The organism is Blautia glucerasea (assembly GCF_013304385.1).
Taxonomy (GTDB): Bacteria; Bacillota; Clostridia; order Lachnospirales; family Lachnospiraceae; genus Blautia_A; species Blautia_A ammoniilytica.
On the sequence record NZ_JAAITU010000056.1, the window covers coordinates 1 to 22113 of the forward strand.

General features: G+C 42.3%; 24 protein-coding genes, 1 tRNA gene and 1 other RNA gene. 18 read left to right on the forward strand and 8 right to left on the reverse strand.

The genetic code is table 11. The features are described from left to right. Nucleotides 1-64: 64 nt before the first annotated feature. Nucleotides 65-397 (forward strand): DUF3784 domain-containing protein, encoded by a 333-nt coding sequence (locus G5B11_RS16380; protein ID WP_173729082.1) that lies wholly within the window; start codon nucleotides 65-67, stop codon nucleotides 395-397. Nucleotides 398-523: 126 nt separating this feature from the next. Next, nucleotides 524-1384: a KilA-N domain-containing protein gene (locus tag G5B11_RS16385; protein WP_173729098.1), complete on the forward strand. Its 861-nt coding sequence runs from the start codon at nucleotides 524-526 to the stop codon at nucleotides 1382-1384. Nucleotides 1385-1727: 343 nt separating this feature from the next. Here the strand turns inward: G5B11_RS16385 and G5B11_RS16390 are convergent, their stop codons facing one another. After that, the gene (locus G5B11_RS16390; RefSeq protein WP_173729083.1) at nucleotides 1728-2042 is read right to left on the reverse strand and encodes a helix-turn-helix domain-containing protein; all 315 of its coding nucleotides are present in this window, start codon (nucleotides 2040-2042) and stop codon (nucleotides 1728-1730) included. A 353-nt stretch (nucleotides 2043-2395) separates the two neighbouring features. Then, nucleotides 2396-2689 (reverse strand): leucine-rich repeat protein, encoded by a 294-nt coding sequence (locus tag G5B11_RS19795; RefSeq protein WP_416797730.1) that lies wholly within the window; start codon nucleotides 2687-2689, stop codon nucleotides 2396-2398. 48 nt (nucleotides 2690-2737) lie between these two features. On the opposite strand from G5B11_RS19795, the gene G5B11_RS16400 reads away from it, so the two are divergent. Together G5B11_RS16400 and G5B11_RS16405 are read left to right on the forward strand one after the other, a co-directional pair. After that, entirely contained in the window at nucleotides 2738-3385 is a 648-nt protein-coding gene (locus G5B11_RS16400; RefSeq protein ID WP_173729084.1) for an L-rhamnose mutarotase, read from the forward strand. Nucleotides 3386-3475: 90 nt separating this feature from the next. Beyond that, on the forward strand, nucleotides 3476-3964 hold the full coding sequence (locus tag G5B11_RS16405; protein ID WP_173729085.1) for an N-acetyltransferase: 489 nt from the start codon (nucleotides 3476-3478) through the stop codon (nucleotides 3962-3964). Here G5B11_RS16405 and G5B11_RS16410 read toward each other — a convergent pair. Together G5B11_RS16410 and G5B11_RS16415 are read right to left on the reverse strand one after the other, a co-directional pair. Beyond that, nucleotides 3949-4506, reverse strand: coding sequence for a GNAT family N-acetyltransferase (locus tag G5B11_RS16410; RefSeq protein ID WP_173729086.1), 558 nt, complete (start codon nucleotides 4504-4506; stop codon nucleotides 3949-3951). The two genes, G5B11_RS16405 and G5B11_RS16410, sit on opposite strands and share 16 nt — an antisense overlap. Nucleotides 4507-4586: 80 nt before the next feature. After that, nucleotides 4587-4660 (reverse strand) — tRNA-Pro (locus G5B11_RS16415). Between the two features lie 299 nt (nucleotides 4661-4959). Between G5B11_RS16415 and G5B11_RS16420 the strand changes: the two genes are divergently transcribed. From G5B11_RS16420 to tadA, 3 genes are all read left to right on the forward strand, one after another. Beyond that, nucleotides 4960-5934: a DUF6128 domain-containing protein gene (locus G5B11_RS16420; RefSeq protein ID WP_173729087.1), complete on the forward strand. Its 975-nt coding sequence runs from the start codon at nucleotides 4960-4962 to the stop codon at nucleotides 5932-5934. Nucleotides 5935-6351: 417 nt separating this feature from the next. After that, nucleotides 6352-7233, forward strand: a complete 882-nt coding sequence (locus G5B11_RS16425; RefSeq protein ID WP_173729088.1) for a helix-turn-helix domain-containing protein — start codon at nucleotides 6352-6354, stop codon at nucleotides 7231-7233. Then, nucleotides 7230-7724, forward strand: a complete 495-nt coding sequence (tadA, locus tag G5B11_RS16430) for a tRNA adenosine(34) deaminase TadA (protein WP_173729089.1) — start codon at nucleotides 7230-7232, stop codon at nucleotides 7722-7724. The genes G5B11_RS16425 and tadA overlap by 4 nt, the downstream gene beginning before the upstream one ends. Nucleotides 7725-7773: 49 nt before the next feature. On the opposite strand, the gene ffs is transcribed toward tadA, so the two are convergent. Next, nucleotides 7774-8033: signal recognition particle sRNA large type (gene ffs / locus G5B11_RS16435), an RNA gene on the reverse strand. Nucleotides 8034-8175: 142 nt separating this feature from the next. Here ffs and G5B11_RS16440 point away from each other — a divergent pair. The 8 genes from G5B11_RS16440 to G5B11_RS16475 all read left to right on the forward strand — a co-directional run bounded on the left by G5B11_RS16440 (nucleotide 8176) and on the right by G5B11_RS16475 (nucleotide 15733). Continuing rightward, the gene (locus tag G5B11_RS16440; RefSeq protein WP_173729090.1) at nucleotides 8176-9258 is read left to right on the forward strand and encodes a 6-phosphofructokinase; all 1083 of its coding nucleotides are present in this window, start codon (nucleotides 8176-8178) and stop codon (nucleotides 9256-9258) included. Between the two features lie 33 nt (nucleotides 9259-9291). Then, nucleotides 9292-10884: a DNA polymerase III subunit gamma/tau gene (dnaX, locus tag G5B11_RS16445; protein WP_173729091.1), complete on the forward strand. Its 1593-nt coding sequence runs from the start codon at nucleotides 9292-9294 to the stop codon at nucleotides 10882-10884. A 15-nt stretch (nucleotides 10885-10899) separates the two neighbouring features. Further along, nucleotides 10900-11253, forward strand: a complete 354-nt coding sequence (locus G5B11_RS16450) for a YbaB/EbfC family nucleoid-associated protein (protein ID WP_173729092.1) — start codon at nucleotides 10900-10902, stop codon at nucleotides 11251-11253. Then, nucleotides 11253-11849 carry a recombination mediator RecR gene (gene recR / locus G5B11_RS16455; protein ID WP_158422566.1) on the forward strand — a complete coding sequence of 199 codons (597 nt, stop codon included), beginning with the start codon at nucleotides 11253-11255 and terminating at the stop codon, nucleotides 11847-11849. The genes G5B11_RS16450 and recR overlap by 1 nt, the downstream gene beginning before the upstream one ends. 12 nt (nucleotides 11850-11861) lie before the next feature. Continuing rightward, nucleotides 11862-12986 (forward strand): LacI family DNA-binding transcriptional regulator, encoded by a 1125-nt coding sequence (locus G5B11_RS16460; RefSeq protein WP_173729093.1) that lies wholly within the window; start codon nucleotides 11862-11864, stop codon nucleotides 12984-12986. A 306-nt stretch (nucleotides 12987-13292) separates the two neighbouring features. Beyond that, the gene (gene fsa, locus G5B11_RS16465) at nucleotides 13293-13949 is read left to right on the forward strand and encodes a fructose-6-phosphate aldolase (protein ID WP_158422568.1); all 657 of its coding nucleotides are present in this window, start codon (nucleotides 13293-13295) and stop codon (nucleotides 13947-13949) included. 18 nt (nucleotides 13950-13967) lie between these two features. Further along, the gene (locus tag G5B11_RS16470; protein ID WP_158422569.1) at nucleotides 13968-14807 is read left to right on the forward strand and encodes a transketolase; all 840 of its coding nucleotides are present in this window, start codon (nucleotides 13968-13970) and stop codon (nucleotides 14805-14807) included. Continuing rightward, a complete protein-coding gene (locus G5B11_RS16475) occupies nucleotides 14795-15733 on the forward strand; it encodes a transketolase family protein (protein WP_173729094.1) in 939 nt (312 codons plus the stop codon). Before G5B11_RS16470 ends, G5B11_RS16475 begins: the two co-directional genes overlap by 13 nt. Here the strand turns inward: G5B11_RS16475 and yyaC are convergent. Continuing rightward, nucleotides 15706-16272 carry a spore protease YyaC gene (yyaC, locus tag G5B11_RS16480; protein WP_158422571.1) on the reverse strand — a complete coding sequence of 189 codons (567 nt, stop codon included), beginning with the start codon at nucleotides 16270-16272 and terminating at the stop codon, nucleotides 15706-15708. The two genes, G5B11_RS16475 and yyaC, sit on opposite strands and share 28 nt — an antisense overlap. A 267-nt stretch (nucleotides 16273-16539) precedes the next feature. Between yyaC and G5B11_RS16485 the strand changes: the two genes are divergently transcribed. The 3 genes from G5B11_RS16485 (at nucleotide 16540) to G5B11_RS16495 (ending at nucleotide 20231) form a co-directional block, all read left to right on the forward strand. Continuing rightward, the gene (locus tag G5B11_RS16485) at nucleotides 16540-18114 is read left to right on the forward strand and encodes a LysM peptidoglycan-binding domain-containing protein (RefSeq protein ID WP_244093056.1); all 1575 of its coding nucleotides are present in this window, start codon (nucleotides 16540-16542) and stop codon (nucleotides 18112-18114) included. A gap of 127 nt (nucleotides 18115-18241) precedes the next feature. Then, nucleotides 18242-19468, forward strand: a complete 1227-nt coding sequence (locus G5B11_RS16490; protein WP_173729095.1) for a DUF5711 family protein — start codon at nucleotides 18242-18244, stop codon at nucleotides 19466-19468. A 49-nt stretch (nucleotides 19469-19517) separates the two neighbouring features. Beyond that, nucleotides 19518-20231, forward strand: coding sequence for a CvpA family protein (locus tag G5B11_RS16495; protein WP_173729096.1), 714 nt, complete (start codon nucleotides 19518-19520; stop codon nucleotides 20229-20231). Nucleotides 20232-20238: 7 nt separating this feature from the next. On the opposite strand, the gene G5B11_RS16500 is transcribed toward G5B11_RS16495, so the two are convergent. Together G5B11_RS16500 and G5B11_RS16505 are read right to left on the reverse strand one after the other, a co-directional pair. Continuing rightward, the gene (locus tag G5B11_RS16500; RefSeq protein ID WP_244093057.1) at nucleotides 20239-20685 is read right to left on the reverse strand and encodes a threonine/serine exporter family protein; all 447 of its coding nucleotides are present in this window, start codon (nucleotides 20683-20685) and stop codon (nucleotides 20239-20241) included. Continuing rightward, complete coding sequence (locus tag G5B11_RS16505) at nucleotides 20682-21446, reverse strand: threonine/serine exporter family protein (protein ID WP_173729097.1); 765 nt, start codon at nucleotides 21444-21446, stop codon at nucleotides 20682-20684. The genes G5B11_RS16500 and G5B11_RS16505 overlap by 4 nt, the downstream gene beginning before the upstream one ends. Nucleotides 21447-22113 lie beyond the last annotated feature (667 nt).

A 22113-nucleotide genomic window follows, 5' to 3' on the forward strand; every position in this document is an offset into this window, starting at 1 on the left:
AAACATTAGAAATTCCTTGATTTTCAAGGAAAAAAGACTTGACTATATAGGGAGGTGTATCTATATGAAATTGGCAGATTTAGCAACAGGTTCTGATGTGATAGTGTGGATTGTCTTTGGAATATTTGCTGTAATTTCTATAATTTTACTTTCTGGACACGGAAGTTGGTTCATTTCTGGATATAATACAGCTTCAAATGAAGAAAAGGAAAAATATGATGAAAAGAAGTTATGCAGAACAATGGGAATTGGAATGTCTATTATCGCAATTCTTGTATTAACTATGGGTTTGTTGGAAAATATTTTACCTGCATTTTTTGTATATATTGCATTGGGGATTATTTTGGTTGATGTTGTGGTAATTATCATTTTAGGAAACACGCTATGCAGAAAGTAATAACTTCCAGTTGTGAAAATTGATATGACAATTACATATGGCGAGAAATTGAAAAGAAAAATTAGAAAATTATTTTGAAAGAGAGTGTCCGTAATGTAGAAAGGGGGAAAACCAAGATTGAAAAACATGAAAATAGATGCCAATGGAACAGAAATCAGAGTGATGGGCGATGTTGTTAATGAGGATGCTTACATTTCACTCACTGATATTGCAAAATATAAAAATTCAGACAATGCTTTTATCGTGGTAGCAAACTGGATGCGCAATCATTCTACGATTTCATTTTTGGGCTTGTGGGAACAAATTCATAATCCCAATTTTAAACCTATCGAATTCGATAGGTTTAAAGCAGAATCTGGAGATAATGCTTTTACATTAACACCACAGCAGTGGATAAAAGCAACGGATGCAATCGGTATCGTATCAAAATCGGGACGATATGGCGGTACTTATGCTCATACGGATATAGCGTTTGAGTTTGCTTCATGGATTTCTCCGGAATTTAAGCTTTATATCATCAAAGATTATCAGAGACTAAAGAAAGACGAAGCAGATCGGTTAGCGATTGGGTGGGATGTAAAGAGAGAACTTTCAAAAATAAACTATCGTATCCACACAGATGCAGTAAAAGAATTTTTGATAACGCCCACATTATCTCCGCAGGAAATGGCATATACATATGCGTCAGAAGCAGATATTCTAAATATGGCTTTGTTTGGAAAAACAGCAGCACAATGGAGAACTGAAAAAGGAATAAAAGGTAAAACTCCTAATATCAGAGATTTTGCTTCTGCGGAAGAATTGGTTGTGCTTATCAATCTGGAAGATACAAACGCAGATTTGATAAGACAGGAAGTGCCTAAAATTGAAAGGTTAAAAATATTAAGAGAAAAAGCATATAGGCAATTAGAGCTTTTGAGAAAGAACCAAGATACGATTGCGGCATTAAAGAAAAATCTTATTGAAGATACAGAAACAAATGGTTGATTTCCTAAGCAAAACCGCTTATAATCTGAATCGGAATATATTGCTATTATCCACAGCTACGGAGCGGGTGTTATCAATACCGATAACAAATTGATAACATTAGCCTGTATAGGCAGGATAATATGGATAAATCAAATAATTGAAAGAAAAGCGAACATGGCAATAAATAATCTCTAAACAAAATTGATTAGTAATTGTCGAGTTTGAATAATAGATTAAAATGAGAAAAGATCAGTAAATAAAAGACCAGTAAATAAAAGACCAGTAAATAAAAGACATTTGAAAGAAGATACTGAGGACAAGAAAAGAGTTTTGTTTTCAGTATCTTTTTTGGATGGATGATTTATTTTTCGGAAAATTCCCGGGCAATCTGGGCGATTAGTTCAAGCTGTTCTACAGACAGAGTTTTTAGCAGTTCGGTAAGTGTATCCAGTGCATGTGGGGCTTTGGTGGTATCATCAAAAAAAGCAGCAGGAGATATCTGTAAATAGTCGCATATATAGAAAAAACACTGCATGGAAGGGAAGGCTTTTCGGTTTTCAATTCGGTTGATATAACTGCCATTTTGCCCCAAATCTAGGCTCATTTCTCTGGCAGACACTTTTTTCTGTTCTCGTAAGGATGTTAATCTTGAGGCAAAAGTCTCTTCATTTATCATAAACAAACTCCTTTTTCAACACTTTATAACATTATATGATATATTTAATATTTTGATAAGATAATAAAAACATATATTTAACGATAATAAGATAATTAATATCTTTGTGAAAAAGAGCTATCTAAGCTGTGAAGGCTTTTCCTCTAATGATTGGTGAGCAATAACATGGAATCCGTTAGTTGGCGAAAAATAATATTCACTGTACTAGTACATCGAATATTAAGTAACTACCATATTGACTTGTTTGATTTTTCATCTGCTGCGTTGTCGTTGGTCGCCGTAGCCACCGCTATGCCTTGCATATGAAGAAACCATTCTGCGTCAATATAGCAGAAACTTAACTTTTGATGTACCTAGGATGACAACTGAACCACTATAGTGATCTTAGTGGTTCTTACAGGCTGGCTCTGGACAGTTACATAAATACTCCTGGTCAGGCCGGTACAATAGGCAAAAGCGTAATCACCGATAGCAGCAGTGTATTCCTGTAAGGTGAGAGATCTAGGGCTGTTGCGCTTGTAAAAGGCGTACATTCCAATGTACGTTACATGATCTGTTAATGTTATGTCTGTAAGACTGCGGTATCCATATGGTGGTTGCGAAAAGATTATAAAAACATATAAAAGAAAAACGGAATGTGCTATGATAAAAACACTGGTAAAGAATTAAGCGATATAGAATTGGGGGGTAAAGAAATGGAAAGACATGCATTTGCTATGCAGATAAAAGAAGGAAGAATGAATGATTACAGGAGAAAGCTTGGGAGAATCTGGCCAGAGCTGACAGCGTTTCTGGATGTTGCTCGGATTCGAAATTTCAGTATCTGGAATGCAGAGGATCTGATCTTTGGATATTATGAAAAAGACCGGAATAAGGAATTGGACCAGCAGTCACAGACAACAAAGGAAAAACTGATCAGTCAGCTGGGAGATACATTTACCTGGTTGTCTGTGCCTGGGGAAGATATGCGGCTTATGTATTATAATTATGGTGTTGTAAGAGAGAATAAAGAAATGATCCGTCACAGGGTCTTTGTTACAAAATTGAAGGATGGCTGCGCAGAGGAATATAAGGCACGCCATGATGATTTGATTCGGCAGCGTGGAGATCAGGTGGATCCAGGACCAGACAGTAATTTTACTATTTGGAGCGCAGGCGGATATATTTTCGGATATAATGAGATTGATACTTCTATGGAAACAGAGGAGACACCAGAAGCACGGGAGGCAACCATTGCCTGGGAGAAACGTCAGTTGGAGATCATGGATTGGATCACAAATGACGTGGACTGGATCACAGGAAGCGTACATGCCAGCGTAAAACGGCTGGGATGGCATAACTGAACAGACAGGCGTAACGGTTTGGATGGCATGATTGATAGGCCAGCTTGGCAGCAGCTGACAACAAGAGAATGGCATCGGGAGGGGAAGCAGATGATTATCAGAAAAGCAGAAATAAAAGACCTGGAACAGATCATGGGGATATATGAATTGGCCCGCAGTTTTATGAAGAAGCAGGGGAATGCGTCTCAGTGGGGACAGACTTATCCGCCGGAAAAATTGATCCGGAAAGATATAGAACAAGGGAATTTTTATGTATGCGTGAAGCAGGAGCGGATTACCGGAGTGTTTGCTTTTATCCTGGGGGAGGATCCTACATATCAGGAAATCCGGCAGGGAGCCTGGCACAGCGATCTGCCTTACGGAGCAGTCCATCGTGTAGCTTCTGATGGAAGCACCCGCGGACTGACAAAGGCCTGCTTTGATTTTTGCACAAAGATAATAGATTATATAAGGATCGATACTCACGAAAATAATAAGCCCATGCAGGAAGCCTTACAGAAATATGGATTTCGTGAATGTGGGATCATCCACACAGATGATGGCACACCAAGAATTGCGTTTGATTACCTGAAAAACTGAACAGGTGGCTGATCTGTTTTATGCTCTCCAATGATTTTTTCCATCCAGATCATGTCATACCAGCGACCGAATTTGTAACCGCAGTTATGGAACAGCCCCACAGTCTGAAAGCCAAGATGGGCATGGAACTGCTGGCTGTTTTTGGTAAGATATTCATCTTCTGTCTGTGGATAACCAATGCATGCGTACAGATTCAGGATCCCCATTTTTTTTAAACGGTTTGCCAGAGCATCATAAATCCTGCGTCCCAGGCCACAGTTTCTGGCATTGCGATCCAGATAGATGGAAAGTTCGCAAGACCAGTCATAGGCAGCTCTTCCTACAAAAGAGCCAGCGTAAGCATAGCCCTGTACCTGGCCGCTTTGTTCTATTACCAGGTATGGGTATTTTTGCATAGTGTTTTTCATGCGGATCTGAAATTCTTTCAAGGTTGGAACTACATATTCAAAGGTGATGGCTGTGTGCTTTACATAATAGGAATAGATTTCCAGAATGCGGGGAGCATCTTCAAGAACGGCATTTCTGACGGTGATGGTATCCATAGTTATTCTCCTTTGTATCAAGCGTCTGAAATAAAATGAAAAAGCCTGAAAGCATAATGCTCTCAGGCTTCTATAAGTAGTCGAAGCGACGGGATTCGAACCCACGGCCTCTGCGTCCCGAACGCAGCGCTCTACCAAACTGAGCCACGCTTCGTCAACTGCAAGTGATATTATATTAATTTCTGAAAGGTTTGTCAAGCATTAAATGAAATTAATTTCATGATTCCAGAGATGGTTCATATATATCAGCTGGGAGATGACTCCCACCTCTATAGGTGGTGAGAAACAAGCTGGTATCAGTGGTGGGAGTCAATCCCCCAGCTGATATAGCCTCCGGCAGGATTGCAGAGGCGCGCAGGAGAAGTATGTCATGCAATTGCATGACGCGCACCTCGCAGCAAGAATGCCTCGGCATTCTTGAATAATGAAGCGAGAATCAAAAGGGGCAATAACTTGAACGGGTATAGAAGATTTATTGCATATGTATATGAATACAGAAATGGAAGAAAAGCAGAGAATTGTGGCTTTATAAAGCTGGAAGTGCGAGAAGGCAAATGTACCATGGAAATTCATCTGCATGAAGAGAAGCAGATGGAACACTGCAGTATTTATGGATTTATCCGAAAGGAAGGACTGATACTTGGAATTTGGTTGGGAAGTCTTCAGATCAGTAGGGATCCTGCTGTTAATGTGCTGAAGGCTGATGCAGGGAATATGGGAGATGCAGGGGTCGGTTTGGACCAGTTGTGTGGAATGATACTGGAGACAGACACAGGGGCTTTTATGGGAACCCAGTGGGATGACCTGCCTATCCGGCCGGATCATTTTCAGAAACTGGAAAAAAATGAACAGACAGGGCAGAACGAAGGGGTTTTGGCGGAAATTTCAGAACGAAAACAGGAATCAGAAAAGCAGGACAACGAACAACAGAAAAACGAAAAGCAGGAAAACGAACAGCAGAAAAACAAAAAGCAAGACAACGAGCAACAGAAAAATAAAAAGCAGGAAAATGAACAGCAGCAAGAGGGGGAAGCAAGAAAAGAATCAAAAGGCAGAGAACTTCAGGCAGAGTCTATTCAGGAAGAAGCAGAGGAGAGCCCCACTTTATTCCCGGACTGTGATCAATGCTGGAGGATTTGCCCAGGGGATTTAAGGCAGATTTGCAGAAAAAACTGCGTATATTGTAATAATCGTTTCTTGCAGCATGGATACAGTCATTTCGGATATATTTTGTTGTGCAGGCAGACAGACGGGCAGTACATACTGGGGGTGCCAGGCATCTATGACCAGCAAGAGCGTTTCATGGCAGAGATGTTTGGATTCCCCTGGTTTAAGGAATGGCCTTTACCTGGAATAAAAAACGGAAAGAGCGGGTACTGGTACAGGATCTGTGCTCCCTGTGAAATGCTCCTGGACAGCAGGAGATGATGAAGCAGGCCTGTCATTGGACTCTGGCTGTCCATTGAACTGCTCCGGGTGCTGTTGAGCGTAGTCTTTTAACTGGTAGAAAAGATCGTATTTCATCCGTTTCCCTCCTTAAAAATACGTAATACGGTCAATGCGTCATTGTATGGATGCTGCTGGTTTTATGCTACTGTACGCAGAGTGAACGGCAATGACTTTTTCCGCTTTCAGAAATCACTTTACAGTTTCTACTGTTTTCTGATATAATTATATTTCAGATAAGAAAGTAAAAAAACAATATTAGTGTCATAAAATATAAAAATATAGACAAAATAGCAGATGTAATATTAAAAATACATTCCAAATAGCTATCGGTGATAGCAGAACACCTTACGGAAGAATATCTGCTGAACAGGGACTTTGTAAAAATGGGCAGGTAAAATGAAAATTAGGATCAAAGAAAATCAGCAAGAGGCAATCCAGGGGATCACACAGGAATATCCATACGCCTACCATCATGTGAATATAAAAAAGACAAAGGTCCCCTGGCACTGGCATGAAGAACTGGAATTGAATTATGTGGAAGCTGGCTGTGTGAAAGTTTTTACTTCTGGTAAATCTTATATATTCCAGAAAGGACAGGCCTATTTTATAAATTCTAATGTTCTTTGTTCCATGGAAGATGGGGGCGGAGATCAGGCCTGCGTGCTGGAGTCTCATTTGTTTCATTCAACGCTTCTTGCAGGACATTTTAAAAGCATTTATGAAACAAAATATTTAGCACCTATTCTTCAGAATCGTCATCTTGAGATTTTGGGAATTGCCGGAGAAATCAAAAGACAGAGAGAATTGCTGGCAATGCTCATTAAGCTTGGCCGGATGCAGGCGATGGAGAATGTGGAATTTCAAACAAGGAATCTGCTTAGCGAAATCTGGCTGCTGTTGATGGAAGAGGCCAGGGATATGTTTCAAGGGTCAAAAAGAGGACAGTATTCAGAAAATCAGACCAGGATCATGGACATGCTGTCTTATATTCATGAGAATTACGATCACAAGATCCTGCTGGAAGAAATAGCAGAGGCTGCATCTGTAAGCAGTCGGGAATGTATCCGTTGCTTTCAGGAGTGTATCCACAAAACTCCCTTTGACTATGTGCAGGATTATCGGATCAGGCAGGCCGAAAAATTGTTGACAGAAACCGATCTGTCTGTGACAGAAATTGCATATGCCACAGGTTTTTCAGGCAGTGCCTATTTTGGAAAAGTATTTAAAAATCTTACTGGAAAAACACCAGGGAATTATCGAAAAGGAAAAGATAAATGACTGAACAGGAAAAATATATGAAAGAAGCCATCCGTCAGGCAAGAAAAGCACTGGCACTGAAGGAGGTTCCCATTGGCTGCGTGATCGTATATGAAGGAAAGATCATTGCAAGGGGTTATAATCGGAGAAATACTGATAAGAATACCCTTTCCCATGCAGAATTGAATGCAATAAAAAAGGCAAGCAAAAAGCAGGGGGACTGGAGACTGGAAGGGTGCACCATGTATGTGACCCTGGAACCATGCCAAATGTGTGCGGGGGCTCTGGTTCAGTCACGAATTGATGAGGTGGTGATCGGCAGTATGAATCCTAAGGCCGGATGTGCAGGATCGGTATTAAATCTTCTTGAAATGGATGGGTTTAATCATAAAGTAAAGGTGACAAGGGGCGTTTTGGAAGAAGAGTGCTCTCATATGCTGTCTGCTTTTTTTGCAGATCTCAGGGAAGAAAAAAAGCGCCTGAAAATACTGGCGCGTCAGAAAATGGATTAAAATATGAAATTATTATAATAATAAAAGAATATGTGGTATATTTATTTTTGCGCGCCGCACCTCGGAATGCATCCACAGACGTTACCTTTACAGTTAACTCGGCCCAGGCGCCCTCACGGCACACAGAAGCTTCTACTTAGTGCTGCTACATTCCTGTCCTGACACGGTTCATAGATTCCTGTTGCGTAAGACCCAGACGTCAACGCCACTTATAAAGGGCAGCTCCACAGATCACAAGCCTCAGATTGGCATCACCCCTGCTGTAGCGGATTGCAGGTACAGGGCACCGCTATCTCCCCGGCTGCGCGGAATTTATTATATGTAGTTTTGACGGATTTGTCAAGGCTTTTGGGAGATTTCAACTATTTCTTGTTGTGCGAAAAAATATTTTGGTATATAATAATTAAGATTTTAAGACCGTGTGAAAACACAGAAATGGAGGGTAGGAATTATGATCAAAAGGATCGGTTTGCTTACAAGCGGCGGTGACTGCCAGGCATTAAATGCCACCATGCGAGGCGTAGTAAAGGGACTTACCAACAGTGTGGACGAACTGGAAGTATATGGCTTTGACGATGGATATAAGGGCCTGATCTACGGGAAATACAGGATGCTGACTTCCAAAGATTTTTCTGGCATACTGACGCAGGGAGGTACGATTCTGGGTACATCCAGACAGCCCTTTAAGCTGATGAGAGTTCCGGATGCCAACGGTCTGGACAAAGTAGAGGCCATGAAGCGGACTTATTACAAGCTATGCCTGGATTGTCTGGTGATCCTGGGTGGTAATGGTACACAGAAAACAGCCAATCTGTTAAGAGAGGAAGGGCTGAATATCATCCATCTTCCGAAGACGATAGATAATGATATCTGGGGAACAGACATGACTTTTGGTTTCCAGAGTGCGGTGAATATTGCTACGAATGCCATTGACTGTATCCATACAACGGCAGCATCTCATGGACGTGTATTTATTGTTGAGGTTATGGGACACAAGGTAGGCAGCCTTACCCTTCATTCAGGAATTGCAGGCGGTGCAGACATTATTTTGATCCCAGAGATCCCTTACGATATCAAGAAGGTTGCTGAGGCTATCAACAGGAGGGCCAAAGCTGGCAAGCGGTTTACGATCCTTGCAGTAGCGGAGGGAGCTATTTCCAAAGAAGATGCTAAGCTGCCTAAGAAGAAATACAAAGAAAAACTGGAAGCAAGAGCCAAGAAGTATCCGTCCGTTTCTTATGAGATCGCGGATCAGATTTTTGCTGAAACAGGGGCAGAAGTAAGGATCACGGTTCCGGGCCATACCCAGAGAGGTGGAGAGCCATGTGCTTATGACAGGGTTCTTTCTACCAGGATCGGTGCAGGCGCTGCAGAGGCTATCCTGGACGGAGAATATGGTGTGATGATCGGTATTGTTGAAGGCAAGATCAAGAGAGTGCCGCTGGCAGAGTGTGCCGGTAAATTAAAAACCGTAGATCCGAAGGATCAGACTGTGCTGGCTGCAAAGCAGATCGGTATCAGTTTTGGAGATTAAGGGACAAATGTCTGAAATACAAGGAGCTGATTTATGAGTTATACTGCTCTCTACCGGAAGTTCAGACCGGATAATTTTGAGGATGTCAAGGGACAGGATCATATTGTGACAACATTGACGAACCAGATCAAGGCCGGCCGTATCGGACATGCCTACCTGTTCTGCGGTACCCGAGGTACCGGTAAGACAACTGTGGCCAAGATTCTGGCGAAAGCAGTAAACTGCAAACATCCTGTCAACGGAAGCCCCTGTAATGAATGTGAGATGTGCAAAGCGATCCAGGCAGGGACATCCATGAATGTAATTGAGATAGATGCTGCATCTAATAATGGCGTGGATAATATCAGGGAGATCCGTGAGGAGGTTGCATACCGGCCTACAGAAGGTAATTACAAGGTTTATATCATTGATGAGGTTCACATGCTTTCTACAGGAGCTTTTAATGCACTGTTAAAGACACTGGAAGAACCGCCTGCTTATGTGATATTTATCCTTGCCACAACAGAAGCCCACAAGATCCCGATCACGATCCTTTCCAGATGCCAGCGTTATGATTTCCACAGGATATCCATTGATACCATTTCTGCCAGACTGGAGGAGCTTCTTAAGATTGAAGGAGTGAAAGCAGAAGAAAAGGCGGTTCGCTATGTGGCAAAGGCAGGGGATGGTTCCATGCGTGATGCACTCAGTCTTTTGGATCAGTGTATTGCTTTTTACCTGGGACAGGAACTGACCTATGACAAGGTACTGGAAGTTCTAGGGGCCGTGGATACGGAAGTGTTCAGCCAGCTTCTACGTAAGGTGATCAACGGAGATGTGACAGGTGCCATTCGTACACTGGAGGACTTGATCACGGGTGGCCGGGAACTAAGTCAGTTTGTAGGAGATTTTACCTGGTATATGAGGAACCTTCTTCTTGTGAAGACCTCAGAAAATCCGGAGGAGGCGATAGATGTTTCCTCTGAAAATCTGAAACTTCTAAAAGAAGAAAGCCAGATGGTAGATACAGAAACCTTAATGCGCTATATACGGGTTTTTTCAGATCTGTCCAGCCAGATCCGTTATGCCACTCAGAAGCGTGTGCTTATAGAAATCGGTCTGATCAAGCTTTGCAGGCCTGCCATGGAAACAAACCTGGATTCTGTGCTTGACAGACTGAGAGTGCTGGAGCAGAGAATAGATGAAGGTGCAATAGTACAGCAGACTGTGGTACAATCAGGCAGTGTGGTCCAACAGACCGGGGCGCAGCCTGTACAGGAAGAAAAGAAGCCAGCAAAAGCAGCACCTGAGGATCTGCAGAAGATCGTTGCCGGATGGCGGGCGATCGCAGGGCAGACTACCGGAGTGTTCAGAGATCAGCTTTTAAAGGCAGTTCCAAAGTACAATGGCGATACAGGCGAACCTGTATTATATGTGGAGTTTCAGGACTTTCTTGGCAAGAATTATGTGGATGATCCGGAAGCCAGGCAGGAACTGATGGATATTATTGCTGCACAGACCGGAAAAGCAGTTGAGGTACAGCTGTTGGTGGCAAATAACCATTCGTATACTAATTTGTCCAAGGTGACTGTGGACGAAGCAATCCGCCAGAATATCCATATGGATGTAGTTATAGAAGAAGATTGACAGGAGGAGTTTATTATGGCAAAACGTGGAGGATTTCCAGGCATGGGTATGCCGGGAAATATGAATAATCTTATGAAACAGGCGCAGAAAATGCAGCGCCAGATGGAAGAAAGCCAGAAAGAATTAGAAGAAAAAGAGTTTACAGCTTCAGCTGGCGGCGGGGTAGTTGAAGTAACTATTTCCGGCAAAAGAGAAGTAACCAAGGTAAAGATCGATCCGGATGCAGTAGATCCGGACGATGTGGAAATGCTGGAAGATCTGATCGTAGCGGCGACCAATGAAGCCCTTCGCAAGGTTGAACAGGAGTCTACATCCATGATGTCCAAGCTGACTGGCGGTATGGGCATGGGCGGGGGCCTTCCGTTCTGATGGAATATTACAGCAGCCATATTAACCAGCTGATCCAGCAGCTGTCATCCCTTCCGGGGATTGGAGCCAAATCAGCTCAGCGCCTGGCTTTTCATATTATTAATATGCCAAAGGATCAGGTGAACCAGCTTACCTCTGTGATCACCCAGGCAAGGGAAAAGGTACAGTATTGTAAATGCTGCTGTACCCTGACGGACCAGGAGATATGTCCTATCTGTGCCAATCCCAGGAGAGACCATTCCACTATTATGGTGGTGGAAAATACCAGGGATCTGGCGGCATACGAGAAGACAGGCAGGTTTGAGGGTGTCTATCATGTCCTTCATGGAGCGATTTCCCCTATGCTGGGGATCGGTCCGGATGATATTCGGCTGAAGGAACTGATGAAGCGTCTTCAGGGTGATGTGAAAGAGGTTATTATTGCTACCAATTCCAGTCTGGAAGGGGAAACTACAGCAATGTATATCAGCAAGCTGATCAAGCCTACCGGGATCCGGGTTAGCCGTATTGCCAGCGGAGTGCCGGTGGGAGGCGACCTGGAATACATTGATGAGGTAACACTTCTGCGTGCACTGGAAGGCAGGGTGGAACTGTAGGAGGTAGGACCTGTGGCAAAGAAAAAAGCGACCTCATCGGATGTTGCTGAAAGGGCAGGTGTTTCTCAGGCAACAGTTTCTATGGTTTTAAACAAAAAATACAACGTTTCTTTTTCAAGGGACACTGTAGAAAAGGTGGAAAAAGCTGCCAGGGAACTGGGATACCAGCTTCCAAGCCGCAAGAACAAAAAGGCTGATAAAAAAGAAAAACTGATCGTGGTGTTCTGCCCTACACTTACCAGCCCCTATTATGTGCTTTTGCTGCAGGGGATTGAATCTGTGGCCAATGAACAAGGGTATGGAGTGTTTATTTGCAATACCCAAAGAGATGCAGCATTTGAGGAAAAGTATCTGCGGATGATGGCAGATATACGGCCCCAGGGGATTATTTATGCATGCAATCCTCATCCTGATTTTCAAAAGCAGGTGGAGGACATGGCAAAAGAAATTCCTCTTGTGATCATCAGCAACAAGGAGCGTACCACAACTGTGGATGCCATTAATCAGGATAATACGGTAGTTGGCAGGCTGATGGCCCGGCATCTTTTGGATCTGGGACACAGGGATGTGGCATTTATCACGCCACCGCTTACCAAAAGACAGTGGCAGCGGTCAAAGCGTATTGAAGGCTTTGTGAAGGAATATGAAAATGCAGGCCTTTCCGGGCATGTGATCATTAAGGTGGCAGATGAGTCTATGGACAGGCAGCTGCCCCGTATGGATACAGAATACTCTATGGGCTATGAGCTGACCATGGAGCTTCTTTCCGAGAACCGACGGTTTACAGCCATAGCAGGACAAAATGATATGATGGCTATCGGAGCATTGGATGCATTGCAGGAAGCCAGGCTTCATGTGCCCAGGGATGTTTCGGTGATCGGATGTGATAATATTTTTTATTCCGGGATCCGCAGGATCGCATTGACAACGATTGAACATTTTGTGGCGCTGAAGGGCAGGGATGCCTGTGATATCATTATCCGTAAGATCGGCACCAAGGACAGCTTTTTCTCAGATATACAGCCTACAAGCCTTTATAATATTGAATATTCCCCTAGAGTGATTGCCAGAAAAACTACTGGTTATGCGAAGGTGGAAAAAAAGGTAAAAAAGCAGAAGACAAACAAAAATAAATAGAGCAAGTTAAAAATATTAATAATAATCTGAATGATCGCAGTTGCAGAAAACGATAAAAAGATTGATTTTCCTGTACATTCACATTGATATTTCTTTGTAACACCTAATGATTATTTATAAAATGAGAATTTATTAATAAAAAAGTTATTAATAAATATTGCCTGGCTTGACCTTGCAAAAGAGTCTGCTATAATTAAATCATCAGTGACTATGAGGTATTAATCAGTTACGAGTATCAAAGAAAAAGAACGGCCTAAATAAGGCCAGGGATGTAAGCTTAAGCTTAAGAAAGAGGAGGAAAATGCAATGAAGTTTTTTATTGACACAGCAAAGGTAGAGGATATTAAAGCAGCAAATGATATGGGGATCATCTGTGGTGTTACCACGAACCCTTCTCTGATCGCAAAAGAGGGCAGAGACTTTAATGAAGTTATCAAGGAGATCACAGAGATCGTTGACGGACCGATCAGCGGTGAGGTTAAGGCTACAACAACAGATGCAGAAGGTATGATCCGTGAGGGCCGTGAGATCGCTAAGATTCATCCTAACATGGTTGTTAAGATCCCGATGACAGGAGAAGGCCTGAAGGCTGTTAAAGTTCTGTCCAAAGAAGGAATCAAGACAAATGTTACTCTGATCTTCACTGCAAATCAGGCACTTCTTGCTGCAAGAGCAGGTGCAACCTATGTATCTCCGTTCCTTGGCAGACTGGACGATATTTCCACAGATGGTCTTGACCTGATCCGCCAGATCGCAGAGATCTTTGCAGTTGCAGATATCAAGACTGAGATCATTGCTGCCAGCGTTCGTCATCCGGTACACGTTACACAGTGTGCCCTGGCAGGTGCAGATATTGCCACTGTACCATATAAGGTGCTTGAGCAGATGCTTCATCATCCGCTTACTGATGCTGGTATTGTTAAATTCCAGAACGATTACAGAGCAGTATTTGGAGATAAATAAGTAAAAAGGAGAACTATAATGGAGAATTTAGAGCTTCAGAAAATTGCGAATGAAGTCCGCAAGGATATTGTCACCGCAGTCCATGCAGCAAAAGCCGGCCACCCGGGCGGATCTTTGTCTGCGGCAGATTTATTTACATATCTTTATTTTGAAGAATTGAACATTGATCCTAAGGATCCAAAGAAGGCTGACAGAGACCGTTTTGTACTTTCTAAAGGCCACACAGCTCCGGGACTGTATTCTGTTCTTGCAGAAAGAGGATATTTTCCAAAAGAAGATCTGAAGACACTGCGTCATCTGGGATCTTATCTGCAGGGCCATCCGGATATGAAACATATTCCGGGTGTGGATATGTCAAGTGGATCTCTGGGACAGGGGATTTCTGCAGCTGTAGGTATGGCACTTTCTGCGAAACTCAGCGGAGATTCTTACAGGGTGTACACACTTCTGGGAGACGGTGAGATACAGGAAGGACAGGTCTGGGAGGCAGCTATGTTTGCCGGTGCCAGAAAGCTGGACAATCTTGTAGTGATCGTGGATAACAATGGCCTGCAGATTGATGGCAGGATCGAGGATGTTTGCTCCCCGTATCCAATTGACAAGAAATTTGAAGCTTTTAATTTCCATGTGATCAATGTGGCTGATGGAAATGACATGGAGCAGCTCCGTAAAGCCTTTGCGGAAGCAAAGACAGTAAAGGGCATGCCTGTAGCTATCATAATGAAGACTTTAAAAGGAAAGGGTGTTTCCTTTATGGAAGATCAGGCAGGCTGGCACGGAAAAGCTCCAAATGATGCAGAGTATGCACAGGCAATGGAAGATCTGGAAAAGGTAGGTGAAGCATTATGTCAGAAGTAAAGAAGATCGCAACAAGAGCCAGCTATGGTAATGCACTGGTAGAATTAGGCAAAAAACATGGGGATCTGATCGTTCTGGATGCTGACCTTGCTGCAGCTACACAGACAGGTATCTTTAAGAAGGCGTTTCCGGAACGCCATATTGACTGTGGTATTGCAGAGTGTAATATGATTGGTATTGCAGCTGGTATCGCAACTACCGGTAAAGTACCTTTTGCCAGTACATTTGCAATGTTTGCAGCAGGCCGTGCTTATGAGCAGGTACGTAATTCTGTAGGCTATCCTAAACTTAATGTAAAGATCGGTGCTACTCACGGTGGTATTTCCGTAGGTGAGGATGGTGCTACCCATCAGTGCTGTGAGGATTTTGCGCTTATGCGTACCATTCCTGGAATGGTCGTTGCAAGCCCATCTGATGATATCGAGGCAAAGGCCATGGTAGAGGCTGCATACGAGCATGTAGGTCCTGTATATATGAGATTTGGAAGACTGGCAGTACCGGTGATCAATGACAGACCAGATTATAAGTTTGAACTTGGCAAGGGTATTGTTCTTCGTGAAGGTAAGGATCTTACCATTATTGCAAACGGACTTTGCGTAGCAGCATCCCTGGAAGCAGCCGAGAAGCTGGCAGCAGATGGTATTGATGCAAAGGTGATCAATATTCATACCATTAAGCCGTTAGATGAGGAGCTTGTAGTAGCTGCTGCAAAGGAGACTGGTAAGGTTGTAACTGTTGAGGAGCATTCCATTATTGGTGGTCTTGGCGGTGCAGTATGTGAGTGTTTGGCTGAGAAAGCTCCTGTTCCGGTTAAACGTATCGGTATCAATGACGTATATGGTGAGTCAGGTCCTGCTGTAGCTCTGCTTGAAAAATATGGACTTGATGCAGACGGTATTTACAAACAGATCAAAGAGTTTGCATAACTGTGATCCTCAGAAAAGATTTCCAATATTGCTCCTGTGATGGTTTCCGCCAGGTCAATGACTGTGGCAAGGCGGGTAGTCTGCAGGGTAAGCGGATGGAGAAATCCTGAGATGTTTACAATTCCGGTAATATGAATATCTCCCACTGGGGGAAGATTTTTCTGAACACCAGCACCTGGGTATAAGGAACCATTTCCGATGGTGATATATCCCAGGTGCTTTTTTGCACCCAGAGAAGCATCAATTGCGATCACAAGGGCGTTTGAATGATGTTTTTGTATGTGCTTCAGGCTCTGCTCTAGATTTAATGCATGTACAGGGGCGTTCAAGGTTCCGTACACAAAGACACCAGGCAGCTTTTGCTGACTAAGATGCCAGCCTACGTACGGTCCCAGGCAGTCGCCGGTTGCCCGGTCACTGCCAATACACAGGAATACGATTTCCGACCATTTACCTGTATGATGTAATATAAATTTTTTTAAAAGATACGCAACCTCCCCAGAAGGATTTTTACCCTTTCCGTTTATATAAAAAGCCATAATTCCTCCATTGTCTGTGACTGTCTTGTTTTCATGATATCCGGAAAAAAGAAAAATATTCATCGCTGTGAGCGCATTGAACAATTGCAGATATTTGCAGCTATCTGGCAGGAAGGATTTATCCAGGTATTTTTAATTCCGAAGAGGCTTTCCGGCGGGCAATGAGACTTGTAAGATTCTGTCGGCAAATTTATGGGGATACCTCTTATATTATGATAAAATCTGCATTTCTCATATGCTATGCTGTACCGGAAGGGGTGATGAAACATGATTGAGGTTGTTTACAAGGATGAAAAAAGGGAAGTACAAAAGAATGAAGGGAATTTTAACCTTCCAAGAAATATACGGCAGATCGGACAGATCAGAGGAAATTACAGAATCTATATGGAAGACTATGTGTATACTTTCCTTGGGAGGCTATCTGCAGCTGCTTGCAAAGACGAGGAAAAAAAGGGAAGCCTGGCTGTATTCACAGGGGAGATGCAATGGGAAGACGGAACAGGATATCTTTTTATCAGGGGAGCACTTCTTGCAAAATGCCAGGATTTAACACCTGAACATATTGATCTTTCAGAGGAAGTATGGATCACAATACAAGATGAGCAAAAGCAGTATTTTCCGGAACAGCATATTCTGGGATGGTATTTTGCATTTCCTCAGATGGCGGTTGAAATCACAGAACTTATGCAAAAAATACATCTTCAGTATTTTGGCGGAGAAAAGGTCCTGATGCTGGCGGAACCAACAGAAGGGGAAGAGGCTTTTTTTCATTATGAAAATGGTTTGATGGCAAAAGTTAAGGGCTATTATATTTATTACGAAAAAAATGCTGCTATGCAGGAATATATGGTTCAAAAGAATCAAATCCTGAAACCGGAATTTACAGAAAAATGTAGTGACGAAGCAGTGACAACTTTCAGAAAGATCATCCAAGAAAAAAAGAACAAAAGCAACGAAGCAGAGACGGAGGTACATACCTCTGTTTTTTCCTATGCAGCCACTGCATGCATTCTTTTGGCTCTTCTGGCGGTAGGAACAGGATTGTACCGGAATTACCGGGAGTTTCAGGGCATAAAGGAAAATGTACCCTCATCATCTATGGCAGTAGGGACAGATGTAAAGAAAAGAGAAGATGCTGAAAATGTTAATGCAGAAAGTACAAGTACAGAAAGTACAAATACAGAAAGTTCAAATACAGAAGGAGTAAATACAGAAAGGGAAAATGCAGAAAGTGCAAATGCAGAAAGTACAAATACAGAAAATGTAAATACAGAAGGAGTAAATACAGAAAGTACAAATACAGAAAATGTAAATCCGCAGAATCAGGATGAGGATAGCTGGGAGGAAGTTCCTGTTACAGAAAAACCTCAGGAGAGTAGAGCGGAAAATAGTTCTGACGAAAATGCGGTAGAAGAAACAGGCAGTTCAGAATTTTATCGTCAGGAATCAGATGAGCGAAAAGCGAAGCGCAGGGAAGCTTTGACCAAAACAACCACCGAAGACAGCACAGGAGCAGACATAAGAGGTGATATGGCAAATTCAGCTATAGAAGAATCGGATATAGAAAATGCTGTTGCAGAAAATACAGAAATAAAAAATGAGGATATAGAAAATGCGGAAGATCCAAGTACTGCTGGTGTGGATACTGGCACTACAGAAGGGAAAATGGCGGAAACCTCCGGAAATGTTCATGATACTTATGTAATCCGCCCCGGGGATACCTTATATCAGATCAGTATTGAAAAATACGGATCAATGGATGTAATACGGGAAATATGTGAATTGAATGGAATTGCAGAGAATCAGATTATTTATCCAGGACAGGTGATTGTACTCCCTTAGAGAAATGTGATATAATGTGTCGGGCAGATGCTCTGCGTCATAAGCGCAGAGCAGCTGACTTTCATATTTGGAGAGGTTTGCAAGGCAGACATGTACACACAGATAGAAGTGCAGGGAAAAGGTGAATATGGCGAACACATTTAAAGAAATAAAAAGAAAAATACGAAGAAAACGGCTGCGGATCCAGAGGGAAAAACTGGCGCAGACAGGCAATGGAAAGCATAAAAAAAGTGTGGGGAAATATATGCCTGATACAATGCGGCGTGGGCTGATGATTGCAGCAGCTGCAGTGGCATTGATTTTCCTGGTTGTTCTTTATATTCAGAAGCGAAGCTATCATGATTACAAGATTTTGAAAACCAGTGAACAGGAAGATACAGTTTCTACCAATTATGCGGAAATGGATGGAAAGATTCTCCGTTACAGTCATGATGGGGTATCTCTTGTGAACAAAAATCTGGATACTTTGTGGAGTGAAACTTACGATATGCAGACACCGATGGCTGATGTATGCAGCGGTAAGGCAGTGATCGCAGATAAAGATGGTACATCCATCCGGATTTATGACAAGAACGGACTGACTGGAAGTGTGACTACATCTTATAACATAGTAAAGGCAAAGGTATCCAAATCCGGACTGGTTGCTGCGATCCTGGATGGAGGAGATGACACCTGGATTAACTATTACAGCACAGATGGAAGTCTGATCGCAGAGAACCAGACGAAGATCGAAGATCCGGGATATCCGCTGGATGTTTCCATTTCAGATGACGGGATCATTATGATGGTGGCTTATCAATATGTGGACGGTGGGGAAACCACCAGTTATGTGGCATTTTATAATTTTGGTGAAGTAGGACAGAACGATGATGACCGGATCGTAAGCGGCTTTACATATGAAGGCGTAGTTGTTCCACAGATCCAATGCCTTAGCAGCCACCAGGCTGTTGCAGTAAGGGATGATGGATTTACTTTATATAAAGGCCGCCAGATTCCTAAAGAGAGCCAAACTATAAAAGTGGATAAAGAAATTGTCAGTACCTTTTATGATGATGAAACCATTGGCCTTGTGTTTAAAAATGACAGTAAAGATAAGCTGTATACAATGGAAGTGTACTCTGCTTCCGGAAAAATGAAATTTAAAAAAGAGTTTAATATTCCTTACAGCACGATTCGCATGAGTGATGGAAATATCCTGATGTTTAACAGCTCTCAGATCTGTGTTCTTGATGGGAAAGGAAATGAGAAATATACAGGGACAGTGGACGGCGATATCAATGATTTCTTTAAGATCGGATGGAATCGATATCTGTTGGTGCTGGACAGCGGTGTTAATGTGATCAAATTCAGTTGATAAAATACCTGTGCAGAATATAAGCAGGAGAAAACAAGAGAGGGAGAAGATGAATCTGACCTGGCTAGGGATTGTCGTACTTGTATTGATTGCAGGTGCATGTATAACTGGATTTCAGAAAGGGTTTGTGAAAGAGGTTGTAGCTACATTTTTTGTATTATTTTCCATTATTATTTCCGGCGCATTAAATCCATATGTAAGCAGCTTTCTTAGGGAGAGAACGCCGGTTTATAATATGGTTAAGGAAAACTGCCGGGGGGTTGTAGAAGAGAAACTGGATGGGAACTCCGACGGTTTTGGAGAGCAAAAGCAAAAAGAGTTTGTTGATGACTTGAATCTGCCAGAGTTTATTAAGAAGAACATTCTTGAGAACAACACCGCTAAAGGATATCAGCAGCTTGCTGCAAATACGTTCTCCGAATATATAGCGGATTATCTGACTGGGATCGTGATGAACGGAATTTCTTTTTTAATCACGTATTTTCTGGCAAGGCTTTTCATTGGATTTTTAATAAAAGTACTGGATATATTAACCAAATTTCCAGTGGTACATGGGATGAATAAGCTGGCAGGAGCACTGGTGGGCGGAGCAAAAGCGATATTGCTCCTATGGATCGCATTACTTTTACTTACAATTTGTTATAATACCCAGATTGGGAAAATGGGTATCCAGATGGTAGAAAAAGACCCGTTTTTAAGTTTTATGTACGATAATAATTTTCTGATCCGTATTTTTATAAATATTCTTCAGGGCTTTCAATAAGTAGTAATCAGTGCTGCTTTGCCCTAATACTTCTGAAGAAATAACAGATCGCCCATGCGATACTCATTCCAGCTGCGATACCGAAAGCAAAGAGAAAGGTATCACGTCCGTATGTCAGTGCTTTTATGGTGTTTCCTTCTACAATACTGCTCATACAGTAATAAAGTGTGCTTCCTGGAATCAATGGAATCACGGAGGCAACAAAAAAAGAGGTAGAAGTTCCTTTACATATTCTTGCAAGGATTTCGGCATACACATCTGCAATAAAACCAGCCAGCAGTGTAGGCAGAAAAACATTTCCCCAAAGCACTTTTCCTAAAATAAATACCAGCCAGCTAAGTATTCCACCTGCAGCAGCCAGCGGCAGGTGCTTGCTTTTCATATGAAAGAGAATACCGAATGCGGTAGAGCCCAGGGCTCCAGTGATCAGTTGTATAATCATTGTTGTGTTCAAAGCCCAAACCTCCTAAATAAAATAATTGACCCCATAAATCCAAGCGCCAGCGCAGCTGCCAGAAGCAGAGATGCTATCAAACGGATAATTCCTGATAGAGTATCACCGATGAGTACATCACGAATAGCGTTGGTTGACATAAGACCTGGAATCAAGAGCATAATATCGCCGATCATGATTTTATCTATATGAAGCACAGGGCAAAGCAAAGTGAAACAACAAATTACACAGCCGGTGAGAAAAGAGGCGGTAAACTGAAATGTCACTTCATTCATGCATAACGGGCGAAGATACTGTTGAAAAGTCCAGATCAGAACAGCTCCAATTCCTGCTGCAATGGCGTCAGAAAGACCTCCGCCATAAAAGAAAGTGAAGCTGCAGGCTGCAAGAATGGTTCCGAGAAGCCTCCAAAGGGGCTGTGGCTTATCTGTATTGATCATATCAAATTCTTTTTGCAATTCTGCCGGAGACACAGGGTGGCTGCAGAAGCGGCGGCTTAAATCATTCAGCTGCTCCAATTTGGTGAAATCATTCCCGCCTCCTTCACGAATCCGGCGGGTTTGCGTTTGAGCAGCCTCTCCGGGAAATTCTATCGTAATAACAATGCTGGATGTGATCACGAACACATTCATCTGGGTGGCACCACAAGCATACCCCATTCTGTTTAACGTATCTTCTACTCTGAAAATCTCTGCACCGCTGTTTAACAGTGCATCGCCCATATCAAGAAAAATATGTAAATAGTCTTTGCATACCTGCATAATGGATGCTCCTTTAATTGGAAAAGACGCGAGCATAAAAAGGTATAGCGGCGACTTATTCCGATATATTTTAATAGCTTCAGTAGCTTCAGTATAAAGCTGAATTGTGGTCAATACAACCTTAAATATTGCAATGAGATGATGGTATCTGCAGTATGCAGTATGCCATGTAAAATGCTGCAAAAGTATCAGAAAAATTAATGCAAAAAGGGGCTTGACGAAGAGTGGAAAGAAATGGTATACTGAAACACGCTTCAAAGAAATGTGTGTACAGAATTGTATGACATAATAAAAAAGAAGCAAAAAATAAATAAAAAAGATGTTGACAAATGAAACTGCTTATGATAAAGTAGTCAAGTCGCCAACACGGATGACAAACTTCATCTTCAAAGAGTTTGAAAAACTTCAAAAAAGTTGTTGACAAACAAAAGAAGATGTGGTAAAGTAAATAAGCTGTCGATAGACAGTGAGAAACAATGAACATTGATAACTAAACAGTGAAACACATACGATTCTCGAAAATTCTTTTACACTACGATCACTTGACGAAGCGAAGCTGAGTTTAGTGAGAGTACGGTTCGGTTTTTAAAAACCGAACTTCATTGTTTAAGTGAATGAACTTTAAAACAGTAATGACGAGAGATAACTAAGCTAGTTGGTTGTCTTG

What these genes read in the sequence shown, in the direction of transcription:
- G5B11_RS16380 (WP_173729082.1), top strand. Translation starts at nt 65, where the DNA reads ATGAAATTGGCAGATTTAGCAACAGGTTCTGATGTGATAGTGTGGATT.
- G5B11_RS16385 (WP_173729098.1), top strand. Translation starts at nt 524, where the DNA reads ATGAAAATAGATGCCAATGGAACAGAAATCAGAGTGATGGGCGATGTT.
- G5B11_RS16390 (WP_173729083.1), bottom strand. Translation starts at nt 2,042, where the DNA reads ATGATAAATGAAGAGACTTTTGCCTCAAGATTAACATCCTTACGAGAA.
- G5B11_RS16400 (WP_173729084.1), top strand. Translation starts at nt 2,738, where the DNA reads ATGGAAAGACATGCATTTGCTATGCAGATAAAAGAAGGAAGAATGAAT.
- G5B11_RS16405 (WP_173729085.1), top strand. Translation starts at nt 3,476, where the DNA reads ATGATTATCAGAAAAGCAGAAATAAAAGACCTGGAACAGATCATGGGG.
- G5B11_RS16410 (WP_173729086.1), bottom strand. Translation starts at nt 4,506, where the DNA reads ATGGATACCATCACCGTCAGAAATGCCGTTCTTGAAGATGCTCCCCGC.
- G5B11_RS16425 (WP_173729088.1), top strand. Translation starts at nt 6,352, where the DNA reads ATGAAAATTAGGATCAAAGAAAATCAGCAAGAGGCAATCCAGGGGATC.
- tadA (WP_173729089.1), top strand. Translation starts at nt 7,230, where the DNA reads ATGACTGAACAGGAAAAATATATGAAAGAAGCCATCCGTCAGGCAAGA.
- G5B11_RS16440 (WP_173729090.1), top strand. Translation starts at nt 8,176, where the DNA reads ATGATCAAAAGGATCGGTTTGCTTACAAGCGGCGGTGACTGCCAGGCA.
- dnaX (WP_173729091.1), top strand. Translation starts at nt 9,292, where the DNA reads ATGAGTTATACTGCTCTCTACCGGAAGTTCAGACCGGATAATTTTGAG.
- G5B11_RS16450 (WP_173729092.1), top strand. Translation starts at nt 10,900, where the DNA reads ATGGCAAAACGTGGAGGATTTCCAGGCATGGGTATGCCGGGAAATATG.
- recR (WP_158422566.1), top strand. Translation starts at nt 11,253, where the DNA reads ATGGAATATTACAGCAGCCATATTAACCAGCTGATCCAGCAGCTGTCA.
- fsa (WP_158422568.1), top strand. Translation starts at nt 13,293, where the DNA reads ATGAAGTTTTTTATTGACACAGCAAAGGTAGAGGATATTAAAGCAGCA.
- G5B11_RS16470 (WP_158422569.1), top strand. Translation starts at nt 13,968, where the DNA reads ATGGAGAATTTAGAGCTTCAGAAAATTGCGAATGAAGTCCGCAAGGAT.
- G5B11_RS16475 (WP_173729094.1), top strand. Translation starts at nt 14,795, where the DNA reads ATGTCAGAAGTAAAGAAGATCGCAACAAGAGCCAGCTATGGTAATGCA.
- yyaC (WP_158422571.1), bottom strand. Translation starts at nt 16,272, where the DNA reads ATGGCTTTTTATATAAACGGAAAGGGTAAAAATCCTTCTGGGGAGGTT.
- G5B11_RS16485 (WP_244093056.1), top strand. Translation starts at nt 16,540, where the DNA reads ATGATTGAGGTTGTTTACAAGGATGAAAAAAGGGAAGTACAAAAGAAT.
- G5B11_RS16490 (WP_173729095.1), top strand. Translation starts at nt 18,242, where the DNA reads ATGGCGAACACATTTAAAGAAATAAAAAGAAAAATACGAAGAAAACGG.
- G5B11_RS16495 (WP_173729096.1), top strand. Translation starts at nt 19,518, where the DNA reads ATGAATCTGACCTGGCTAGGGATTGTCGTACTTGTATTGATTGCAGGT.
- G5B11_RS16505 (WP_173729097.1), bottom strand. Translation starts at nt 21,446, where the DNA reads ATGCAGGTATGCAAAGACTATTTACATATTTTTCTTGATATGGGCGAT.